A 22,357-nucleotide genomic window follows, 5' to 3' on the forward strand; every position below is an offset into this window, starting at 1 on the left:
TTTTTATAAATTTTATTTCATTAAGGTTGGTACCCGGGATTTTGGGTTAGTTTATTATGGCTACGCTGAATTTCGCTGTAAGGAATAGGTGCCCAGTACATTTTATCAACCCACCTGCGATTCTGATCTACAACAAAATTGTAGTTATATTCCATAACCGATCCATTTTTGTATATATCTACACCCATTACTGGTTTGTTTAGCGCTTCGGGGCCTGTTTTCCACCGCCTGATGTCATGCAGCCTGTGATCTTCAAGTACCAACTCAACTCTTCTTTCTCTTCTATATCTGACAAGCAGTGCATCCCCGCTTTCAGTTACCGGAATTAAACCGGCAATTTTACTACGAACAGCATTTATTGCTATTCTAGCAGGGCCTTCATTGCCAAGCGCAATTTCGCATTCGGCATAGTTCAAATAAAATTCGGTTTTACGAAAATAGATCCAAGGATTAACTTGAGTAACGCTACCAATACTTCTGGATTCAAGTCCCTCCACTGTGTATTTCTTAAAATTATAGCTGGTAGGAGAAGCTCCATCTGCATAAAAAGCAGCCCCCCGGGATTCGTGCCCATTCAATGCCGGGTTGGAAGGGTTATTTTTATCACGATAGTACTGAAGTGCGCGAGTCATTTTTGTAGTATGCGGGTCGTAGAATATGGCTCCGTTGAACATAAAATTTGCATAAAACCGTGGGTCCCTATTTACATAAGGATTCTGTGGATCATAACCAGAACCGGCTTCCAAAGGTAACTTACCATTCATCATTTCATAGCTATCGACGATATCCTGTGTTGGGGCTACTCCCGACCAGGCATTCATCGAGTTGGGATAAAGCCAAAAATTGGCGCCTTCTCCGGCAGTATTCTCCGACTGTGAGTTGGCCGGAGTGAAATAACGTGCAAATATAATTTCCGTTTGGTTTTTACCATTAAAAGTATTGTAATAGTCCGCATCACTACCATTGCTGATCATATTAAAACCTGGCAAATTCATTACAGCTTTATTGGCATCTCTGGCCGCGATCCATTTATTTTGATCGTTAGATGGATTAAATAAAGCACTAGCCGCATATAGCAAAGTTCTCGCCTTTAAAGCCATTGCGGCCTCTTTGGTTGCCTTTCCTTTTGGAGCGCTTGCAAAACCTGGCAAAACGGTTATTATTTCATCACATTCCTTTACAATAAATGCGGTAACTTCTTCGATACTGTTTCTGGATACATCAAAAGTTTTAGCATCAAGCTGGAAAGTATTGGTAATAATGGGTACTCCACCGTAAAACTTCATCAGATCGAAATATTCGAATGCTCTTATAAACCTCATTTCGGCACCAAGACTGGTTAGGATGCTAGCATCTATTTTACTGGTAGCCGCCTGTTCTAAAAACGAATTTGTCCGTCTTATAGCCGTAAAGGCATTGTTCCACAGCCCCCGTGTCATTCCCTCCCCGTTATCTCTAACTATCTCCCCGGCAGTATAAGCCAACTGGCCACCGACATATCTTGCGTATGCATTATCCGTCATCCCTTCTGTAAGGCCATCATCAGCACTAAAAGGTTGTCTAAGGTATCTATAGGTTCCATTTACAAAAAGGTTCAAAGTCGCGGCATCGCTAAAAATACTTTTCTCGCTGAATGAATCTAAAGGTTCGAGGTCCAATGCTTTACTGCATCCTGCAAGGAGAGCAGCAGCTAATAAAATGGCTGAAAGAGAATTCCTTCCACCTATTAAAAATGAATATATATATGTGCGTTTCATGATTATCATAATTTTAAGTAAGACTAAAAAGTTGCGTTTAATCCAAACGAAATGATCTTTGTTTGAGGAAATACGAAACCTCTTGAATCAACAATTTCAGGATCTCCCAATCCATCTTTTTTAAGTTTATCAAACGTTAGCAGGTTATAACCATTCACAAATAACCTGGACGATTGAAGGCCTATTTTGGAAAGTAAGTCTTTGGAGAAAGTATAACCGAGCTCAATATTCTTTAACCTCAGGAAAGAAACATCTCTGAGGAAAAGATCATTGTTTGCTGCACTTCTGCCTATGCTTGGCAATGGCGCATTTACATTCTCGGGGGTCCATGCATTTTTTACGAAATATTCCGGCGCATTATTGCTATTATCGAACAAGTAACCAAAGTACTGAACCGCACGCGCCTGTCCCTGAAGCTGCGCACTGAAATCAAACTGGGCATACTGAAATCCCAGGTTAAATCCATACTGAATTTGTGGGGTAGCATTCCGTTCTATTGGATATCTGTCATCTCCATTTACTTTCCCATCGCCACTTACATCTTCATAAATAAGATCTCCCAGCCTTTTACCGTCCAAACCAGGGTATTTACTTAAATCGTCGGCTGTTCTGTACACGCCGATAACCTTATATAAAAACTGTGTTCCTAGTGGCCTCCCTGTAGTATTCTGATACGGGACTACCGGCGGCACTTCGTCAACAAACACAACTTTGTTTTTGGCATAAGTAAAATTACCTCCTACATTAAAACGCAGACCACCGAAAGTTTTCGTATAATTTATTTCGCCATCAATACCGGCATTATCTACAATCCCTATATTTTCATTAGGTAATAAAAGTCCTGTATAGTTTGGTACCGTTGCATTTCTTTTGGCAAGTATATCTGAGGTTCTACTTTTAAAATAATCAACGGTAAAGGAGAGGGAATTGTTCAGTATGGTCGCATCTAAACCGATGTCAAAACTTTTTTTCTTTTCCCAGGTAATGTATGGATTTGCAGCAACACCAGGGTTTAAAGTGGAAACATCTTTACCATCGAACACATAGCCGCTGCCAAAGTTGTACACATTTAAGTACTGATACTGAAGTACCCGATCATTTCCAAGTAAACCATAAGAAGCTCTTATTTTCAAAGCATTCACCAACGAAATGTCTTTCATAAAACTTTCTTCTGACATTACCCAACCCAGGGAACCACCTGGAAAATTACCAAAACGCTGTCCTTTAGGAAAAATTTGTGAGCCGTTAATCCCAACGTAAAACTGTGCCAGGTACTTTTTATTGTAAGCATAAGATATGCGGCCAAGGTAGTTCTGACGGGCACCATCGCCTGCAGTACCATTATTACTCTGGTTATCTTTTATCGGACTACCTGCAAAAAGTTGATCAATTGCCGATGATGCAAACCCCACTCTGGATGCCGAGAAATTTTGACTATTGCTTTCATTTTGTTCAAAGGAAACAAATGCAGAGATAGTATGTTTATCAAACTCCCTTTCGTAATTCAGCTTTGCATTTTTTGTAATGGATTGGCTTTTGGAAACGCCTTCTGAAAGTGAAGCAGGATTGGGGCGAGTACGTGGTACCGCAACCCCGTTTTCTTCCACATAAAAAGTCCAGGGTTGTTGCCACACTTTTTGAAAATTCTGTCCCTGATCTATTGCAAAAAAACCGTCAATAGATAGACCTTCTACACCTGGTATTTTGTATTTAGCCTTTAATGTTCCATTAAACAAGAAATTTTCTGTTTTATCGTAAGACTCTCCCGTAACAACGCCAAGAGGATTGTTGTTTCCTCTTCCTGCTGCTGGATAACCGCCCAAAATTGTTGCAGGCAAAACAGGTGGTCCCAAAACGCTCCAACTAAACAATGCTCCGTCATTAACACCAAGAAAATTCCTATTCTGTTTTCTCCCGGCAACATCAAGTCCTACGCTAAAGTTTTTTGAAACCTGCGCATCAATATTGGATCTGAAATTATATTGAGCATATTTTGAGGTTTTATCTCCCACATTTATAGTACCTTGTGTTCCCATTCCGAGCGATAAGAAATACTTTACCGCTTCAGTTCCTCCACTAACACTTAGGTTATGCCTATCTTGATTAAAACTTGATTTTTGTGTTGCTCTCAACCAATCTGTGCTCGGCAAAACACCGTTGGCATAATCGGAAAGTTGTTGTGTTGTGTAAGTAAGGGGTCTACCAGCCTGTCTGTCCAAATCGTTTATTCCCTTTACGTAATCGGCTGCGTTACTCATTTTCATATAGCGTGTTGGGCTAACTATACCATGATTGAAAGAGTAATTAACCGAAGGTTTCCCTGTTTTTCCTCGTTTAGTGGTAATGAGGACAACACCATTGGCAGATTGAGCTCCATAAATAGCAGCCGAAGCATCTTTCAATACGGAAATAGACTCTATGTCACTAGGATCAATTCTAGAGATTCCGTCACGGTTGGCCACGCCATCAACCACAATTAATGCTGATGCATTTCCTGTGGTGCTTGCCCCGCGAATAAATATAGAAGCTTCATCATTGCCTGGTCTGGAATTACGTTGGTTCACAATTAAACCAGGTACCCGTCCTGCCAGAGAATTAGATACAGAAAACGATTTACTTTCCAGTATTTCCTTGCTACCAACACTGGATACAGCAGTAGATAAATCTCTTCTTTTTTGTGTACCATAACCGACTACTACGACTTCTTCTAATCTGGAAGTCTCCTCTTTAAGTACGATATGGAGGCTTGTTTCCTTTCCAACCACAATCGTCTGACTGATATAACCAATAGCTGAAATGATCAATTCTTCTTCTCCTGTGGCCAGCACAATGGAAAAGGTTCCTTTCGAATCCGTAGATGTACCTTTATTAGTCCCTTTAACCAGAATATTTACGCCTGGTATTGGTTTACCCAGCTCGTCCAGAACCTCCCCTTTAATCGTTTCCCTCCTTATTATGCCATTACCAGCGGTATAGAAAATTTCCTTCTCCCGGATGGTGACGGTATTTTCATTAATGCTGTAGGTTAAAAACTGATTCTCAAATATCTGTTTGAGGGCTTCCTCAATTTTGATTTCCTTAAGCTTGACATTAACTGGCCTGGCCTTCTTAAGGATATTATCGGTATAAAGAAAATTATAGCCACTTTGCTTTCTTATTTCTCTTAATACATCTTTTAAAGATGTATTAGATCTGGATAAGGTGATTCTTTGTGCAAGGCCAGAGGCACTAACCTGCATAAACGTAGCAATTAATATTGCGGTGGTTAATCGCATAATTCGCAGTATTTTAACGGCATGAGCGCTCCCCATACCACGTTTAGTAGTATATTTTTTATACATTTGGTTTATAGTTTGGTTTTATGCAGTTGCCTCTTGCTTCGAATCTTTGGGCTTCTGCTTTAACAATTAATTAATTTACGTGGGCCAAACACTTAACCAGGAGCGTTAGTTGCGCTTCTGGTTTTTTATATGATGTTCGCCATATCTTCTTGTAGCCTTAGCTTTTCTGTCGTAAGTATTTCTTCATCGTTCTTCGTTTTAGTAATTTATTTGGTTAATTATCATTATTTGAGGGCTGTTTACTTAGAAACATATATTTTTCGTCCCTGAACTCTGAAATGGACTTTCCCTGTACTTTCCAGAGATTTCAAAACTTTAGAAACATGATCAAATCTGGAAACGGCCCCACCGAACCTTTCTTCTGTCTTTTCTCCTGTGTATTCAACATCTACATCATACCAACGTTCAATCATCCTCATAACCGTCTCAATCTTTTCACTTTCGAACATAAATTGTTTGTTTTTCCATGCAACCGAAAGTTCCGTATCCACATTAAAAACGTTGAGCGCTCCACTATTGGTTAAGTCTGCCTGTTGTCCGGGTTTAAGCGTTCGTTCCGTCATATTGGCGCTACTTACTTTTACACTACCTTCCAATAAGGTTGTTTTAACCGACGGCTCATCTGCATAGGTATTGACGTTAAAATGTGTCCCCAGAACTTTTACTACCTGCTGATCAGACTTTACGATAAACGGATGTTTTTGATCCTTAGCGACTTCGAAATAAGCTTCTCCCTTTAGCTCCACTCCTCTTTCCTTAAATGCGGAAAAGTTTACAGGGTATTTGAGACTTGAAGCCGAATTAAGCCAAACAGCTGTACCATCTGGCAAGTGTACCTGATATTGACCTCCTTTAGGCGTTTCTATCGTATTGTATACATTGGTCTGACCCATAGGATCATATCCATCTATGTCATAAACCAACTGTCCACTTTCTCTTTTCGTAATTCTAACCCCAGCCTGCCTGGCTATGGTTCCATTTGCGAGGTTTGCCAAGACCAATCTTTTTCCATTACCCAAAACCAGGAAGGCCTTATTGCCACCGGGAGCAACATCATTAGCGTATAGGGAAGCAGGAGGCTTAACTTCTTTGACACGATTCATATAAAAAATCGCAATTCCCAAAATCAGAATGCTTGCAGCAACCCCAACGTATTTATATAGTCGTGAGTGTTTCTTTCTCTTTTCAAATTGCTGAACGTCGTTAATCAGGGAAGAAAAAATACTATCCTTAACTATTTCTTCATCCTGCATTAATGTCTCGTCCCAAGCTGGATAACGGTGACTTAATAGGTTGTAAACTTTATCAAAGCGTTTCTTTTCTTCTATTGTTGCCGTTCCTTCCTCACATTTGTTGGCCAGATCTCTAAATTCTTTATTGGTCATAAGCTGTTGTGTATAGATAAGTCTATATAAAAGCTCTTAACCCCAGTAAGAAATGAAATTATTTTTTCATCATGGATATAATCAGCGCAATAATCAACGCAAGAAAGAAAAAATCACCCATTTTAGCCTTCAATTGCTTTAAGGCGATAGTCATTTGAGATTCCACTGCCTTTACCGTTATCCCCATGCGTTCCGCGATCTCTTTATTACTGAGTAATTCTTTGCGACTAAGCATAAAAACCTCCCTACAGCGCTCAGGCAAAGCCGCAATCCCTGCTTCCAGGATATTATTGATATCGTTTATGTCTAAGTTGTTGTGGGATTCCTGTACCCCAGCTAATTGTTCTAGTTCCCCTTCTTCTACAAACACCTTACGGTGATCTGCCGACCTGACATATGACAACACCTTATAGCGAACTGCAGTAAAAAGATAGGAACTTAGCTTTTCTATTTTAACCTCATTTTTCCGGACCCACAACTGTAAAAGTACGTCCTGAACAATATCTTTTGACTGTTCATTATCTTTAAGAACAGAATAAGCAGAAAGATACAGGCGCTTCCAGTATTTTTCATAAATATGTTTAAGCGCGACCTGATGATCTGCTTTCAACAAAGCAGTTAATTCATGATCTTCATAAACTTTGTGTTCTAGCATATTCCTAATGTCCCGGCCAAGGTAAATAAAATATCTAAGTGAGAATACACCTTTCTAATTTCAAACAACCATTAAATAAATCCACCTGATCATTTAAATTAACGATCGCCTTATTAGAAAGTTTAAAAATGTAAATTAGCTTCCTGAACAAATAAACTAAGCCCCTTGAGAAGAATCATATTTTTAGTTTTACTAACCACCGCCTTAAATTTTTCATTAACTGCACAAAACAGTGTAAAAATAATGAAAACATATAAATTAACGGCTTTCGGCATCAAGCCTAACACAGGAGAAAACATCACACCGTTACTGACTTCAGTGCTTCAAAAAATTAAAAGTAAAACTTCCGGCCTTGAGAGTGTGATCATACAGTTTGAAAAAGGCAGGTATGATTTCTATCCCGAAGGTGCTGTTAAGAGGGAATACTACATCTCTAATCACGATCAGGACAACCCTAAAACGGTAGGTATAGAAATAGAGAAATTCGACAACGTTACCCTGAAAGGTAAAGGGACTGATCTGATGTTTCACGGACGTATGCTGCCTTTAGCATTGATTGAAAGCCAAAATATTAAAATTAAGGACCTGAACATCGACTTTGAAAAACCTCAGATTACCCAGGTAAAAGTTATTACGAATGACACCATCGCGGGTAATATTGTATATGAAACTGCACCGTGGGTAAAATATAAAATAAAAGACAGCACATTTTATAACACTGGCGAAGGATGGGAGATGCAGCCAACCTCTGGTATAGCCTTCGAAAATGCGACTAAACACATCATTTTCAATAGTGGCGATATCCGGGTTGGCACTAAGGGCGTAACTGAGCTTTCGCACGGGATCATCAAGGCGCATCACTGGACGAATAAAAAACTGATTCCCGGAACAGTAATCGCAATGCGGAGCTGGCATCGACCTGCCCCAGGTATTTTTATCCACAAAGGAAAAAATATCAGTTTTGAAAATGTAAAGGTACATTATGCAGAAGGGATGGGACTTTTGGCACAGCTCACAGAAAACATCTATATGGATGGCTTTGGTGTTTGTTTGAGGGGAAAAGATGACCCAAGATATTTCACTACGCAAGCTGATGCAACTCATTTTTCAGGGTGCAAAGGAAAAATCATCTCTAAAAATGGTTTGTATGAGGGCATGATGGACGACGCGATTAATATCCATGGAACGTATCTTAAAATAATAAAGAGACTCGACGATCATACATTGATTGCGAAATATATGCATGAGCAATCTTATGGTTTTGATTGGGGAAACACACAGGACACCGTACAGTTCATACAATCTAAAACCATGGAGCTGTGGGACACAAAGAATACCATCGCATCCATTAAACCTATATTGGCCAATAATAATGATCCGATTAAGGAATTCAGGATTGAATTTACTAAAGCCTTGGACCCTACGGTTGATCCTTCCAAACTGGAAATTGGAATTGAAAATCTAACATGGACACCGTCAGTGGTTTTTACGGGCAATACCATTCGCAACAACAGGGCAAGGGGTGCATTGTTCAGCACGCCAAAACCTACTCTTGTAACCAATAATATATTTGATCATACTTCGGGATGTGCAATATTGCTGTGCGGTGATAGCAATGGCTGGTATGAAACCGGATCGTGCAGAGACATTACCATTCGCGATAACAAGTTTATAAATGCCTTAACAAGCATGTATCAGTTTACCACTGCCGTAATTTCCATCTATCCTGAAATTCCTGATCTTGCAAATCAAAAGAAATATTTTCACTCTGGTATAAAGATTCAGAACAACCAGTTTGAAACCTTCGATCTACCTATCTTGTATGCGAAATCTGTCGACGGACTTTTGTTCAGAGGTAATACCATCAAAACAAACACAGAATATCCGGCATTCCACCGCAACAAGAAGCGTGTGCTTCTTGAGCGTGTAACAGGTGTCGATTTTAATGATAATAAGGTAAATGGGAAGCCTGTTGATTTATTGTAGGATGCACTAAACAAATGAACATAGGAAATATCAAGTTCTTTTACTTCCAGCACAATGGCATCCGAAATCTCGGATGCCACAGCTGTAAAAATATTTTACTCCCTGCTTTATAAATTAATATTCAATTACAATTTTACCAATAGCACTACCACTTTCCAGCATTTGGTGTGCCTGCTTAAAATGCTCTGCCGTGAAGCCTTTAAGTGTCTCATTCAAAGTTGTTTTTAGCGTTCCGTCATCTAATAGTTCTGCTATTTTATTTAAAATATGGTGTTGCCCGATCATATCTTCTGTTTGAAACATAGCGCGGGTAAACATCAGCTCCCAATGAAAACTCACGCTTTTGCCTTTCAACTGCCGAAGATTTACAGGCTCTGCTGGATCACTAATCGAACCAATACGGCCCTGAGGTTTGATCAGTTCTACAAACGCATTCCAATATTGATTTACATCTACAAAATCTACAATAAAATCTACCTGCTGAAAACCAGCATTGCGCACTTCTTCTAACAGGTTCCTATGGTTTACTACAAAGTCTGCACCCTGCTTTTTACACCATTCCACACTTTCGGGGCGGGATGCTGTTGTAATAACTTGCAGGCCTGCCAGTTTTTTTGCGACCTGAATGGCAACAGAACCTACACCACCTGCACCGCCAATGATCAAAATGGATTTCCCTTTGTCTTTATCACTGATGTGCATGCGGTCGAACAAAATTTCCCAGGCAGTGAGTGCAGTTAAAGGCATTGCTGCAGTCTGGGCATCGGATAACCTGGAAGGTTTCTTGCCAACAATACGTTCATCAATAATCTGATATTCGGCATTACTACCTTGCCTGGTAATATCTCCCGCATAAAAAACTTCGTCACCAACTTTAAATAAGCTCACCTTTTCACCGACAGCCTCGACAATTCCTACGGCATCCCAGCCTATGATTTTAGGGGTTTCCAAAATTTTATCTACAGCACTATTCTGACGAATTTTAAAATCAACCGGATTTACTGATACCGCCTTTATTTTCACCAACAAATCCTGGGCTCCGGGAATCGGTTTTGCAATTTCAAATTCAATAAAACTATCTTGTTCCGTTATTGGTAATGATTTTTTAAATCCTATTGCTTTCATATTCTTGCTTATATATTTATTCATTTCTAAAAATAGCTTCCAGCAAAACACCCCAGGTGTAATGACAATTAGGTATGGAGCTCCTATTTAGTTATTAAACTTTTCTTCTGCATTATCAACAGGTGTTTTTGGATCATTTTGAACCATCTTAGCAATCTCATCCTTTCTCATAAACACCACACCTTTTTTAGATTTTGCATATTGAATGAAGGTATCCATTGCTCTAACCATTGCAGGGGCCCCACCAATCCTGTCATGAAAACTAATCGACATCATCCTTCGTCTGAAAGCACCTTCTTCATAAAGCTGGTCAAATTCCATTTTCAACTGTGCCAAAAACTGATCAGGGCTCCAGTGTTTGCCTTCTATATTTACAATATCATTGTTCCTAAGTGTATATGGCATTACAACAAAGTTCTTTCCATTTACTTTGGTAATAAAGGGTTCATCACGACTTAAATCATCTATATGATATAAAAAACCGAGTTCTTGTAATACCTTCAAGGTATTAGGACTTCTGCGCAACCAATTGGCATTATAACCAATTCCTCTTTTACCAGTAATTGATTCTACCGTATCAATCCCTTTTTTTACAAATGTAAGTTCATCCCCATAACTCATATTCCACTGGTTACTCCAGGCCATTCCGTGAGCAGCTATTTCATGTCCGCCATCTGCAATCGCTTTTGCTATTTCCGGGTATTTTACCGCAGCCTCACCTACTACATGAGAAGTAACTTTGATATTGTATTTTTTCCATAAGTCCAGCATTCTGTATATACCTTCATTTGCACCGTAACGAAACCAGCTTTCTGCTGGTAAGTCTGGCTGCCCTTTTGGTAAGGGACTACCTGAAAACGGACTTTCAGCTCCCTCCGGCTGACCTCCTGTTTCAAATTGCATTGATACAGAAATAACTAACCGGGCTGCATTGGGCCAGGTTTTACCTGCCGCTACTTTTTTAAGCTGGGCAACTGTAGATAGTGATAACATCATACTAATAGTTAACAACATTATTCTTGTAGAAGATACGATCATTTTTTTATAAGTTTAAATTCATGAACAAATTTAGTGTAGAACAACCTGCATTAATTTGTAATAAATCATTGAATATTTGTAAATTTCAATTGTGCATTAAAAATTCGTGACATATTGTATATTTTCATTGTACTTTTGTACATATTTATCAACTGCACATGAAACGTTTTAACAGCTATCACTCCTTAAATGTATTTCGATTGCAATTGGATAAATGGGAATTTCCGACGCACAGGCATAATTTTTATGAATTTATTTTTGTAGAGAAAGGCCATGGAAATCATATACTGAACGACACATTGTTTAACTACAATGCGGGAGATGCTTTTTTATTAAGACCGGAAGATGCTCATTCATTCGAGATAGCAGAAAACACCAGTTTTATTTTTGTAAAATTTACAGAACAGCTTTTTATTGAGAAGCTGGAGGGGAGCAAAACTGCAAAGTGGATGGAAGTCATTAAAACTCTTTTACAAAACCCATCTGCTGTAGATGGAACTTTGATTACCATTGAGGAAGATAAGAAACACATTTGTTCTCTTTTACAGATACTGTTGAGCGAATTTTCTAAAACATGCACTTATAGCAGGGAGATTGTATTAGAACTATTTGGAGCAGTGATGATCATGGTAGCAAGAAGCCAATCAAATGCCCGGCATGGAGAACAATGCCCAAGTAATATGGAACTTGATAAACTAAATCAAATTCTGGGATATACTCGCTTACATGCGCTAGATGCTGATAAAATGCGCATTGAAAATATTGCAGAACTATTTGCTATGTCGCCAAATTACATTAGCATTTACGTAAAAAAGCACAGCGGTGTTTCCATCCAACAACATATCATACAAACAAAACTTAAAGCAGCTGACCAATTACTTAAAACAGGTCGCCATAACATAAACGAGATTGCCTCGAAATTAGGTTTTACTGATGCAAGCCATTTTAATAAAATATATAAGAAATACAAGAAAATCAGTCCTACTGGATTTATAAAGTCGTAGTAAAACTACGCCAGAATACAAATGATTATTCCTAAATTAAAGGCGCAAATCCTAAATTAAGTGCTATGAATCGAATATGTATTTTTTTATTTTTACTTACATTGCCTTTCCATCCACTGAAAGCGCAAGTGATCAATAATCCTGCTTTTGACTTTTCGAATACAGGTCTTTTCAATATTAAAAAGATTCAACTGAGTGATACGGCTACTACTGTAGATGTGGGTATCACATTTATGCCCAACTGGTGGACGCAATTTGGTAAAGACATCTTCTTAGAAGATGCCTCAACTGGGAAAAAATATATGGCGAAGGGGATCACAGGGGCAAAATTTGACCAGAAATTGTGGACACCCAAGTCGGGAGATACAGCGGTTACCTTACAATTCCCTCCCCTGAACAAAAATGTTAAAAAGTTGAATTATGGTGAGGCTGATAAAGCTCAAATTTTTGGGATAACCCTGGATAAAAAGTCTGCTATTACAGCAAAGACTGGTATTCCGACCGAAGTTCAAAAATGGTTGAATAAAAAAATCAACCAGGCTAAAGTCAAAACCTTAAGAGAAAACTATGATCAGGATTTTTTTAAAACAGATTCTATCAAGATCGTTGGTTACATTAAAGGGTATGACCGGCGGGCGGGTTTTTCGAGTGGCATCATCTATCATAGCAACAATTTAACCCGTGAAGATTTCCCTACGACCATTAGGATTTACGAAGATGGCCGGTTCGAAGCTGAGATTCTCGCTGTCCACCCCCTGAGGTCAACTTTAACATTCGAAAACCGAAGGATTAGCTTTTATGCGGAGCCAGGTAATACGGTCGGAATCATTTTAGATTGGAGGGACTTTCTAATCACAGACAGATATCGGGATGGCAGTAAAGAATTCGAACATACCGAATTCCTTGGTCCTGGTAAAAATATCAATAAGCAGTTAGCGGCTTTTAAGATCAATCGTCCAGACTACAATTCACTGGAGAACATGCGGAAAACAATACCTCCAAATGAATTCAAAAAGATCCAGATGAACAAATGGTCTGCCGAACGAAAAAGGGCAGATAGCGCCCTTCGTATTCAGCAGTTATTGCCTCAAACACAAGCCCTTCTAAAAAATGAGATTGATATCGTATATGCCAACTATTTGTTCGACTATGAATTGAGCCGTTCATACTATAGCAAGGAGGATACCAGTAATACGATTTTAAAAATACCAATACTTCCTGAGTATTACGACTTTGTAGACCAGATCAATCTAAATAACAAAACGCTATTAATCAGTAATGAATTCTCCACATTTGTCAACCGTTTTGAGTTTTCACCGTTATTTCCCTATATGAGATTGCAATCTGAAAAGAAGCTTTTCGAGGCATTAGATTCATTTGGTTACGAACGTTACAAAACGAAAGAAATCCCATTGGTATTCAATGTTGCTAAACTTCGTACACTAAAGTCAATCATAGAATATACGGGCAGTGATAGTACATTGCAAATATTGCTTCAATCCGCAAAAAAGAACATGGACCCGGTCTTTTTTAAAAATGAGGCAGATAGGCTGGTCAAACTGAATGAACGAAATAAGCTTGGTTATGAGCTTCCAAATACAGCCGGGGCAAAGGTTTTTAAAAAGATTATTGATAAATATAAAGGGAAAATCCTGGTCGTTGATTTTTGGGCGCAATGGTGTGGTCCATGTAGATCAGGTATAGAGAGTAGCGTAACAACAAGAGAAAAACTGAAGGATAGTAAGGACGTTGATTTTGTCTTTATAACGGATTTGAGTGGTACTCCAGATACTAAGTTCTTCAATGAGTACAACGAAAAAAATCAAATGTGGAATTCCTACCGGATCAGTGCTGATGAATATTTACTACTGAGGGAGCTATTCAAATTTAATGGAATTCCGAGATATATTTTGGTAGATGCAACTGGAAAAATCAAGAATGATAATTTTCGAAACTACAATTTCAGAAATGAGCTTATGAAATATTATCCTGAGAAATTTACATCCGATTTTTTAAAATGATAACGGCACTATAAGACGAAAGACCGGGGCATACCAGGTCTTTCGTCCGGTAAAAGTCTTTACTTAGCTAAAACTTTCCTATAATGTTTTTTAGTGTCATTTGAAATCCCAATATGATAAATGGAAGGTATACTTTTTGAATGCAAGATATTCAATCTCAATTTCGAGGCATTATACCCCACTGGTAATTTAATTATTTTACATGCCCCTATTTCGTCTCCCATATAAACAGTTTTCCAATTCCCATCCACCATTAATTCAATTGAGAACTGATCTATATGATATTTTTTTAAGGTTGAAAAACTGTCGTTAAGATCTATGCTTTTAGGGTGTTCAAAAATTGTAATCCTATTTATAACTTTCAGAGCAACCAAATCCATTTCAACGGAGGCTGTTGTATCTCCGGCAGTCCAGTATGTTTCCATGCTGAAATCATTAATTTTTGAAATATCAAATTTGTCGTTTTTTGCAGAATTTGTTGCCTTAACCGGCAGCTTAAATGATAAGTTGGTTGGACCGGCAGGGAACTTGCCTCCTCCACGAATTCCAAGCCTGTCAGCCAGCTCAAAAATCCGGTTCTTTTCGTGTTCTCTGATCTGCCCATGCTCATCAGGCGGCACATTTAAAATCATGATGTTGTTATTGGCTGTTGTCCAGTAAAACAATTCTTCCAATTCATCCAGTTCTCTGGCGGGCAAATTGTCTTTTTTCTGAAACCAATTCCAGCGGTTAGATAAACAAAGTGTATGTTCAAAAATCAGATATTCCTGCTTACCAGACTGATCAAAGATTTTAGGGTCATCCCATCTGGCCAGATTTGGATCTTTTGTTCTGAAATCAACGGGCCAAAAGCGCACTTTGTCGCCAGTTTGCTGATCTGTTGGCTGCTTTATTGTTCCAGGTTTTCCATCAATACTGATGGTATGGTTTACTGTTACCAGGCAGTTTGGCTGTAGTTTTTTAATATGAGCATATACTTCAGGGATCTTCCAGTCATCATCTTTTTTTGCCCAGGCGCCATCAAACCAGATTTCACATATCTTTCCATAATTGGTTAATAGCTCAGTCAATTGATTCTTCATAAAATCAACATATGGCTGAGGGTCTTTTAAGTCATGACTTTTCTCATGTCTGTCCCATAACGAGTAATACAGGCCCAGTTCAAGACCGTATTTCTTACATGCTTCGGCTACTTTGGCAATTACATCTGTTTTTACAGGGCTTGATGCCACATCGTAATCCGTGTATTTGCTGTCCCATAAACAAAAGCCTTCGTGATGTTTGGTAATCAGGATAACATATTTGAAGCCGGCCTCTTTCGCTATTTTCACCCAACTGTCCGGATCTAACTGGTCTGGGTTATAAGTTGAAAGTGGCAATTTACCATCAGACCACTCAATTTGATTAAAAGTATTAATACCGAAATGGATAAACATCCCATAACCTCGCTTAACTTGCGACAGCTGGAGCTTAGAAATTTGCTGAGCAGCGGAAAACAGATAACATATACTCAGTATGAGGGTAAACAGAAATTTTGTTTTATTTGGGTTCATGAATAGGTTATTAATATTAAATTATTTAGAATAAAGACTGATGATCAGGTTAGGTTTATGCTGGTTTGTCAGTTTGATATACCTGATTTCTTTTCCGGGGATGTATACCCCGGCTAAAAATGAAGTCAAACTTATCGAACTTTTGCTTTTGGAGCTGCTGCCCTCTTTTTGCCAGTTTTTCCCATCTTTTGAACTACTAACAACCAGCGTCCCGGAGTTTCCCGTCACATCCAGTCCTGTTATTTTTTTTACTGCATACAGATCTATAGTGATATTCCCTTGTTTCCAGTCACTGTTTCCCAGCTCAACAACTTTAAGCTTTTGTCCATAAGCGGGGTCGTCAAACAGGGACAATGTTTTGGTCTCTATCACATTGTTAATTGTCTTCGCCATAGTTAAAGCAATAACAGTAACCAGCTTATCCGGATTTTGAGGTTTATGAAAGGTTATTATTGATCCGCTTTTCTGATAATTTAGTTTTTCGCTAATATTTAGGAAGCTGGCAGACAGCAGCTCATTACCAGGAATTTTTGGTAAACTTAATTTATCACCATTCCAATTGTACACATAAATATAGATTTTGTTTTTTGAATAAACAGATCCATAATTTTTGGTAGGCATCCAGGGTCCTCCATTTGTACCATAGTAAGCTTCACCATATTTCTTTAACCAGTTGCCTATTGTTAACAAGCTGTCTTTTTGGGTACTGTCGAATTCCCCATTCCAATGGGCACCCCAGCTGAGCAATACATTTCCATTGCCTGATGCTGCCGATAACATTTCCTGCAATAAGGATTTGACTGGCCTCACTTTGGGCTGTGGTGAATACGCCCAGCTTCCGTTTAAAGTCATAGCACTTTCCCAGGGTCTTTTTTGATACATTCCAATACGCTGTTCAGGTGTATCAAAGTCGCCCGGAATACTTGCCCTGTTATTAATTACAATTCCCGGCTGTAAACGTCGTATCATTCGGGTAAGGTTTTCCGAATCCCACATGTCTGCCGTAAACATACCTCCCCAATACACAGCATCAAACCAGAAAATATCGATCTTACCATATTTGGTACATAATTCCCTTATAGCGTTATATTGATAATCGATATACTTTTGATGACTTGGACCGGGTTTGACTTTTTTACCAGGAAGGGCCTGGTAATATGGTGGATCTGGTATTTGTTTAATGGTATTTGTATCAATTGGTGCATAATCCGGGTGATACCAGTCTCTTTGTGAATAATAAAACCCAAATGGCATTTTAGCTTTGTGACAGGCATCTGCGATTTCTTTAATATAATCCCTTCCGAAAGGTGTATTGGTGATTTTAAAATCAGAATACTTAGTATCCCACATATGAAAACCATCATGATGTTTCGCAATCACCACAATATATTTCTGTCCGGCATCCTGAGCAATTTTCACCCATTCCTCAGCATTAAATTTTTCCAGTTTAAACTGTTCCGGCCATTTCGTCCAGACATCATCAGGATAACCACCATGTCCCTGATCCGGTGCTTTTCTGGTGTAAACAATTGGCCAGCTCAGGTCTTTACTTTCGTGGGCAGATAATCCAAAATGGATAAACATCCCATATCGGGCGCTATTAAACCACTGCATATCTCTGGTTGTAGCAAAATTACTTGCGTTCCATTGTTGAGGTGTAAATGACTGATACAAGTAAAACTCACTTTTATTTAAAGGTATTCTTTCATCATCTTTTAATACAGACCATTGAGCAGAAGCACCCGTGTATATAAAGGCAATTAAGATAAAAAGCAGTCTTTTGATTTTGTTTGTAGGACTCATGATTAATTACTTATAGTATTACTGGCTGAAGTTTAAGATCGGACAGACTGGATTTATTTTTGTCGCCATCGACTAATGAGACGGAGATTTTATAAGTCCCTGGTTTACTAAAATGCAACCATCCCATGGGATACCAGGTGTATACGGATGAGGAGCTTTGCTGATTTTGAATAAAATGTTCTGTATTGTCAATTTTCCACACTAACCTCCCCACACCGGTATACTTCAGTGACGATTGATAATATCCTGGTTTTAATATGTTCACTGTCCAGGTAGCGGCTCCGTTTTCCTGCCAATTGACAATTCTGTATACGTGTTTCCATTCTCCAAATTTTTCCATCCAGTGCTGACTGTTTTTTTCCGCTTTATCTGAACTGGCAAACAGTGCATCTAGTGTGATCTCCTGTTGTGGGTCGATCGCCAGGGTAGCATCTACTTTTGGCGTACCTTTAACCTCAACTTCTATCACAGAAACAAGATTTTCAGGAGCTTTTATGGGTAGGTCAATTTTATACCATTGTCCTTGTTTTTTGAACGTTAGCGGATATTTCTTACCATTATTTAAAAGCCTGACCCTGGTGACAGCAGATTGCAGGCCCGGAAGAAAAAGGGCACCGGTAGATGGCCAGTTGTATACTAAGAGTGAAATTGTCTGATTGTTGACAACAGCATCTCCCCAGGGTAGTGCATGTTGCCATGGAGATGCTTTACTTTTATAAATGATATCGGGGTATTTTTTTATCCAGGCACCTGCACTTCGTAAAGCAGCGGCGGCTTGCGGAGGGACTATCCCCTTATCATTGGGACCTATATTGAGCATGTAATTTCCACCTCTCGCTATTGTAGAAAGGGTATTGGTAAGAATTTCTTTTGGTGTTTTCCAATTGTTGTCGTACCATGCAAAGCCCCAGGCATCGTTTGTAACATCAACAGACTCCCAAATTCCACCGACATTTTTTTTAGGGACTTCCATGTCTCCCAGGGTAGAATAATCACCAAGACCGTGTCCTACCCTTCCGGAAACATATGCCCCCGGTTGATTTTTATGAACTACTTCCACTAGTTTTTCTACATATTTTTTCTCTATATCACCAGGTGTATCGAACCAGACCAATGCCAATGGACCGTAGGAAGTAGTAATTTGTTCAACCTCAGGTAAACATCTTTTGTAGAAATATTCATCAAATGTGACCACTTTACCGGTTTCGTCCTTTTGCGGGCCACCATTTCCACCAGGGGTAGTCCAGTCCTGATTTTGTGAATAATAGAAACCGAAACCCAAGCCTATTTTTTTACAGGCCTCGGCAATTTCTTTCATCGGATCGCGCTGAAAAGGTGTAGCATCAACAATATTAAATTTAGTGTATTTAGAGTGGAACATCGCAAAACCATCATGGTGTTTGCTGGTAATCACAACATATTTCATCCCGGCATCTTTGGCGAGCTGGGCTATGCTATCCGCATTGAAATCTTTTGGATTGAAGAACTTTGAAACCGGCATATAATCCTGTGGAGCAATGTTGGCCATATTTTCGTTCATTAGCCATTCTCCGATACCATAATATGTTTTATCCTTCCACTTATTGGCCAGTTGAGAAAATAATCCCCAATGGATGAACATTGCATACCTGCCTTCGCGAAAGATCTTTCCTCTTTCCGCATTCAAGGTATTATTTTTAGCTTGTCCATTCCACATTTTATCCATCCTCGGTTGCTGTGCATAAGTAGAGCAGCTGATTAGCCCCAACAAAATCGCTGTAGTTATTTTCATATTCGGTTTCATTTGTGTGTGTTTTGTGTGTTCCGATTAATTTCCTTTACCCCAATCAATTTTAAAAACGTAAGTTTCTGCGTTCTCGCCGCCGTTTATATTCAATCCGGCGGATGCATAAAAGTAAGCTGGTTTACCATTGAGTACCAGGACTGCCGGGCGCTCCAGTTTTCCACTTTTACTGTATTCAAAATGCTTTGGCTTTTGGAACAGGTTTTTATGATCTTCCGCAGTCCCCCAGTAATCGAGTACTGTGCGCATTCCGATTTTTGCATCAGCAAGTTTAAAGTTCAGTCCTGTTTTTGATTGCCAGAGTATAATATTTCCGAAGCCGCCTGTATTGGTGCCATAATTGTCCGTTGTTAAAAGGTAATATTTTTTATCAGTTTTAAAAGCCATAGCGTCTTCAATATAATCAATATTATCTGTTATAGGGTGGTTAGAGAGTGTATAAGGGCCTTCAAGATTATCCGCTACGGCATAACCATATTTAGCAGTCCTTTGGGTGGGCATCCCGGATTTAAAGTAAATATAATACTTGCTTCCAATTTTCATGAATGCCGGATTGTCAGTACCGATCACTCCTCCGTAAGTCCAATGTTTCGGGTCTTTTGAGTTTTCGACCATTAAGCCGTCCTGTTTACCTGCAAACCTCCATGGGCCATTGATATGATCGGCAATCATCATCCCTGTATGCATTACGGCTTTACCTTGCTGAGTTTGGAAAATATAAAGTAATATATACTTTCCATCTACGTACTCAATTCTTGGATTGTGTGGCGCCCACATTTTATCGGGATGAGGAAAATCTGAGGTTTTTAAGACCGTACTTACATAGGTAAAAGGTCCTTCTGGTTTGTCTGATACGAAATGTGCGATTTCAGCATTTTGTCCCATCCATCCGTTCATACCTTCCTTAGCAGGCCAGCGGCTGCCAAAAATATGAATCTTTCCGTCCTTCCCCTGGATTGGACTGACACACCAGTTATACCAATTCGCATCCGTAGTTGCCGGACCAATAAACCTGGCCGTTAAAGCCATGTTACTGTAAGGCATTTTTGTTGCTTTCTCCTTCACTAAGGACGAAGCATTTTTAGATTCCTGTGCCTTCAAATAAAAATTTGAGCTAAAAACAAGCATTAAGGCAATCATAAAGAAGTTCTTTTTCACAATCAGTTCTCTGTGTTGTTAAGTTAATCCCTTCCTCCCCTTATTCAGGAGAGGAAGGGAAAAGGATTATTTATTTAGGCCAGTTAGGGTTTTGTTCAAGTTTAGAATTTTTACTCAATTCTTCTTTTGGAATAGGCATTAAGTACATTTTTGCAGCATCAAAAACCAATGGTTGAGGATCAATAGGGAAATACTCATAGGTAAAAGTGTTAGGCGCGTTTTTGGTAATGACTACACCAGTAAACTTCTTCCCATTGAGTATCTGGTCCGCTATTTTCCATCTTCTCAAATCCCAGTACCGCTGGCCCTCGAAGCAAAGTTCTATATACCTTTCATTTCTGATCAGGTTTCTCATCTGGGTTTGCGACAGGTTCTGAACCAGTTTCGATTCAATCCCAGCTCTTGCCCTGATTTTATCCAGCGCATCATAAATCAACGCAGATGGCCCGTCGGCCTCATTAGCAGCCTCTGCGTAGTCTAATAATATTTCTGCATACCTAAATTCTATCCAGGGCTGCTCGCTCCCGTAATCATAACTATACACCGCATTATCCGGATTGGTTGCTTTAACCGTATAGTAACCTGTAATGGTGTTGTATTGGGTATAAGGTGGAATTGAATCATAATCGGTACCTCCTTTATAGATATTTAATGCATACTCTTTAAACAGTTGTCCTGGTGCTGCACCTGGATAAGGCCTGGCAAGAATCCCTGATATCTTGGATTGATTGTAGGCAATAAAACTATAAAATCTGTCATCTCTACCTATATAGGGTTTGGTCTGGTCATAGCCAGAGCCCGATTCATTGATTAGCTTACCATTTTTCATAGGAAAAGCGTTGACAAGTTCCTGTAAAGGCGAACACTGCCCCGCGTCTCCTTTTGCAAGCCAAACCGGCTTAACCATTGCATCCCAACCATGTGAAGTTTCAGGCAAATGATATTGCTTTTCTAAAATGATCTCCACATTTGTTGCTGATTTGTCGAGCCATAAAGTTTTTAAATTAGGGAACAGATCATATTTTCCTAAGTCGACTACCGCATTTGCAGCCTGGGCGGCTTTTCTCCATCGTTCCGTATCATTGTTACTATTGAACAGAGGACTAGCTTGATACAATAAAGTACGCGCTTTTAAAGCCAGGGCAGCTCCTTTTGTAATCCTTCCCCTATCTGCATTTAAAGGTAGGTTCGGCAAGGCTGCATCGAGCTCAGCAGTTATAAAGTTGAAACATTCATCAGCAGTATTTCTGCTCACCATCAGATCGTCGTTCAGCTTTTGTGCTGTTGTTATAAGAGGCACACCTCCATAACGCTTTACCAGGTTAAAATAAAAGAGGGCCCTTAAAAATTTGACTTCAGCAACAAATTTACTTTTTACATCTCCGCTAACCGGTGAGGTTTCAATGTTTAAAAAGAAGTCGTTAGCTACCCTGATTTGCTGATAAGACCGGCTCCAATTGTCCAAAGGATTACTGGTTTCGTTCCATTCTCCGATTAATATTGAATTGGGGCCACCAGGATAATTACTACGTGCCTCATCGGCTATATTATTGTACGTATTATAATCCCATCCTGGAATATAGGTATACAGGTTATTCACATAAAGCCCGATAAGTCCTGCATCTTTCCAGACATCATCGGAGCTTATAGTTGCAGGATTCTTTTTATCCAGCAGATCTTTTTTACAGGAGGCCAGGAAAAGGATCCCTGCAAGAAATAAAATTGAAATATTGCGTATCATATTCATG

The 22,357-nt window shown here is 39.2% G+C and carries 14 protein-coding genes; 3 read left to right on the forward strand and 11 right to left on the reverse strand.

Annotated elements, in window-relative coordinates:
• Positions 1 to 20: 20 nt before the first annotated feature.
• The 4 genes from R2Q84_RS16080 to R2Q84_RS16095 all read right to left on the reverse strand — a co-directional run bounded on the left by R2Q84_RS16080 (position 21) and on the right by R2Q84_RS16095 (position 7,138).
• Positions 21 to 1,757 (reverse strand): RagB/SusD family nutrient uptake outer membrane protein, encoded by a 1,737-nt coding sequence (locus tag R2Q84_RS16080; RefSeq protein WP_316817596.1) that lies wholly within the window; start codon positions 1,755 to 1,757, stop codon positions 21 to 23.
• 23 nt (positions 1,758 to 1,780) lie between these two features.
• Positions 1,781 to 5,098, reverse strand: a complete 3,318-nt coding sequence (locus R2Q84_RS16085; RefSeq protein WP_316817597.1) for a TonB-dependent receptor — start codon at positions 5,096 to 5,098, stop codon at positions 1,781 to 1,783.
• A 239-nt stretch (positions 5,099 to 5,337) separates the two neighbouring features.
• On the reverse strand, positions 5,338 to 6,483 hold the full coding sequence (locus R2Q84_RS16090) for a FecR family protein (RefSeq protein WP_316817598.1): 1,146 nt from the start codon (positions 6,481 to 6,483) through the stop codon (positions 5,338 to 5,340).
• A 58-nt stretch (positions 6,484 to 6,541) separates the two neighbouring features.
• Positions 6,542 to 7,138, reverse strand: a complete 597-nt coding sequence (locus R2Q84_RS16095; RefSeq protein ID WP_316817599.1) for an RNA polymerase sigma-70 factor — start codon at positions 7,136 to 7,138, stop codon at positions 6,542 to 6,544.
• A 243-nt stretch (positions 7,139 to 7,381) separates the two neighbouring features.
• Here R2Q84_RS16095 and R2Q84_RS16100 point away from each other — a divergent pair, with 243 nt between their 5' ends.
• Positions 7,382 to 9,124, forward strand: coding sequence for a hypothetical protein (locus tag R2Q84_RS16100; protein ID WP_316817600.1), 1,743 nt, complete (start codon positions 7,382 to 7,384; stop codon positions 9,122 to 9,124).
• 114 nt (positions 9,125 to 9,238) lie between these two features.
• Here R2Q84_RS16100 and R2Q84_RS16105 read toward each other — a convergent pair whose 3' ends face one another.
• Together R2Q84_RS16105 and R2Q84_RS16110 are read right to left on the reverse strand one after the other, a co-directional pair.
• Positions 9,239 to 10,249 carry a zinc-binding alcohol dehydrogenase family protein gene (locus R2Q84_RS16105; protein WP_316817601.1) on the reverse strand — a complete coding sequence of 337 codons (1,011 nt, stop codon included), beginning with the start codon at positions 10,247 to 10,249 and terminating at the stop codon, positions 9,239 to 9,241.
• 87 nt (positions 10,250 to 10,336) lie between these two features.
• Entirely contained in the window at positions 10,337 to 11,245 is a 909-nt protein-coding gene (locus tag R2Q84_RS16110; protein ID WP_316817602.1) for a polysaccharide deacetylase family protein, read from the reverse strand.
• 200 nt (positions 11,246 to 11,445) lie between these two features.
• Here R2Q84_RS16110 and R2Q84_RS16115 point away from each other — a divergent pair, with 200 nt between their 5' ends.
• On the forward strand, positions 11,446 to 12,291 hold the full coding sequence (locus R2Q84_RS16115) for a helix-turn-helix domain-containing protein (RefSeq protein ID WP_316817603.1): 846 nt from the start codon (positions 11,446 to 11,448) through the stop codon (positions 12,289 to 12,291).
• Between the two features lie 65 nt (positions 12,292 to 12,356).
• Positions 12,357 to 14,312 (forward strand): TlpA disulfide reductase family protein, encoded by a 1,956-nt coding sequence (locus tag R2Q84_RS16120; RefSeq protein ID WP_316817604.1) that lies wholly within the window; start codon positions 12,357 to 12,359, stop codon positions 14,310 to 14,312.
• A 59-nt stretch (positions 14,313 to 14,371) separates the two neighbouring features.
• Here the strand turns inward: R2Q84_RS16120 and R2Q84_RS16125 are convergent, their stop codons facing one another.
• The 5 genes from R2Q84_RS16125 to R2Q84_RS16145 form a co-directional block, all read right to left on the reverse strand.
• Positions 14,372 to 15,865 (reverse strand): alpha-L-fucosidase, encoded by a 1,494-nt coding sequence (locus tag R2Q84_RS16125; protein ID WP_316817605.1) that lies wholly within the window; start codon positions 15,863 to 15,865, stop codon positions 14,372 to 14,374.
• Positions 15,866 to 15,886: 21 nt separating this feature from the next.
• Positions 15,887 to 17,668, reverse strand: a complete 1,782-nt coding sequence (locus tag R2Q84_RS16130; RefSeq protein WP_316817606.1) for an alpha-L-fucosidase — start codon at positions 17,666 to 17,668, stop codon at positions 15,887 to 15,889.
• A gap of 10 nt (positions 17,669 to 17,678) precedes the next feature.
• Positions 17,679 to 19,451 (reverse strand): alpha-L-fucosidase, encoded by a 1,773-nt coding sequence (locus R2Q84_RS16135; protein WP_316817607.1) that lies wholly within the window; start codon positions 19,449 to 19,451, stop codon positions 17,679 to 17,681.
• 24 nt (positions 19,452 to 19,475) lie between these two features.
• A complete protein-coding gene (locus tag R2Q84_RS16140) occupies positions 19,476 to 20,609 on the reverse strand; it encodes a glycoside hydrolase family protein (RefSeq protein ID WP_316817608.1) in 1,134 nt (377 codons plus the stop codon).
• A 70-nt stretch (positions 20,610 to 20,679) separates the two neighbouring features.
• Positions 20,680 to 22,356 (reverse strand): RagB/SusD family nutrient uptake outer membrane protein, encoded by a 1,677-nt coding sequence (locus tag R2Q84_RS16145; protein WP_316817609.1) that lies wholly within the window; start codon positions 22,354 to 22,356, stop codon positions 20,680 to 20,682.
• Between the last annotated feature and the right edge of the window lies 1 nt (position 22,357).

It is taken from the genome of Pedobacter nyackensis (genome assembly GCF_032678475.1).
GTDB lineage: Bacteria > Bacteroidota > Bacteroidia > Sphingobacteriales > Sphingobacteriaceae > Pedobacter > Pedobacter nyackensis_A.

Coding starts and splice junctions, on each gene's coding strand:
- R2Q84_RS16080 (WP_316817596.1), bottom strand. CDS start 1,757: ATGAAACGCACATATATATATTCATTTTTAATAGGTGGAAGGAATTCT.
- R2Q84_RS16085 (WP_316817597.1), bottom strand. CDS start 5,098: ATGTATAAAAAATATACTACTAAACGTGGTATGGGGAGCGCTCATGCC.
- R2Q84_RS16090 (WP_316817598.1), bottom strand. CDS start 6,483: ATGACCAATAAAGAATTTAGAGATCTGGCCAACAAATGTGAGGAAGGA.
- R2Q84_RS16095 (WP_316817599.1), bottom strand. CDS start 7,138: ATGCTAGAACACAAAGTTTATGAAGATCATGAATTAACTGCTTTGTTG.
- R2Q84_RS16100 (WP_316817600.1), top strand. CDS start 7,382: ATGAAAACATATAAATTAACGGCTTTCGGCATCAAGCCTAACACAGGA.
- R2Q84_RS16105 (WP_316817601.1), bottom strand. CDS start 10,249: ATGAAAGCAATAGGATTTAAAAAATCATTACCAATAACGGAACAAGAT.
- R2Q84_RS16110 (WP_316817602.1), bottom strand. CDS start 11,245: ATGATGTTATCACTATCTACAGTTGCCCAGCTTAAAAAAGTAGCGGCA.
- R2Q84_RS16115 (WP_316817603.1), top strand. CDS start 11,446: ATGAAACGTTTTAACAGCTATCACTCCTTAAATGTATTTCGATTGCAA.
- R2Q84_RS16120 (WP_316817604.1), top strand. CDS start 12,357: ATGAATCGAATATGTATTTTTTTATTTTTACTTACATTGCCTTTCCAT.
- R2Q84_RS16125 (WP_316817605.1), bottom strand. CDS start 15,865: ATGAACCCAAATAAAACAAAATTTCTGTTTACCCTCATACTGAGTATA.
- R2Q84_RS16130 (WP_316817606.1), bottom strand. CDS start 17,668: ATGAGTCCTACAAACAAAATCAAAAGACTGCTTTTTATCTTAATTGCC.
- R2Q84_RS16135 (WP_316817607.1), bottom strand. CDS start 19,451: ATGAAACCGAATATGAAAATAACTACAGCGATTTTGTTGGGGCTAATC.
- R2Q84_RS16145 (WP_316817609.1), bottom strand. CDS start 22,356: ATGAATATGATACGCAATATTTCAATTTTATTTCTTGCAGGGATCCTT.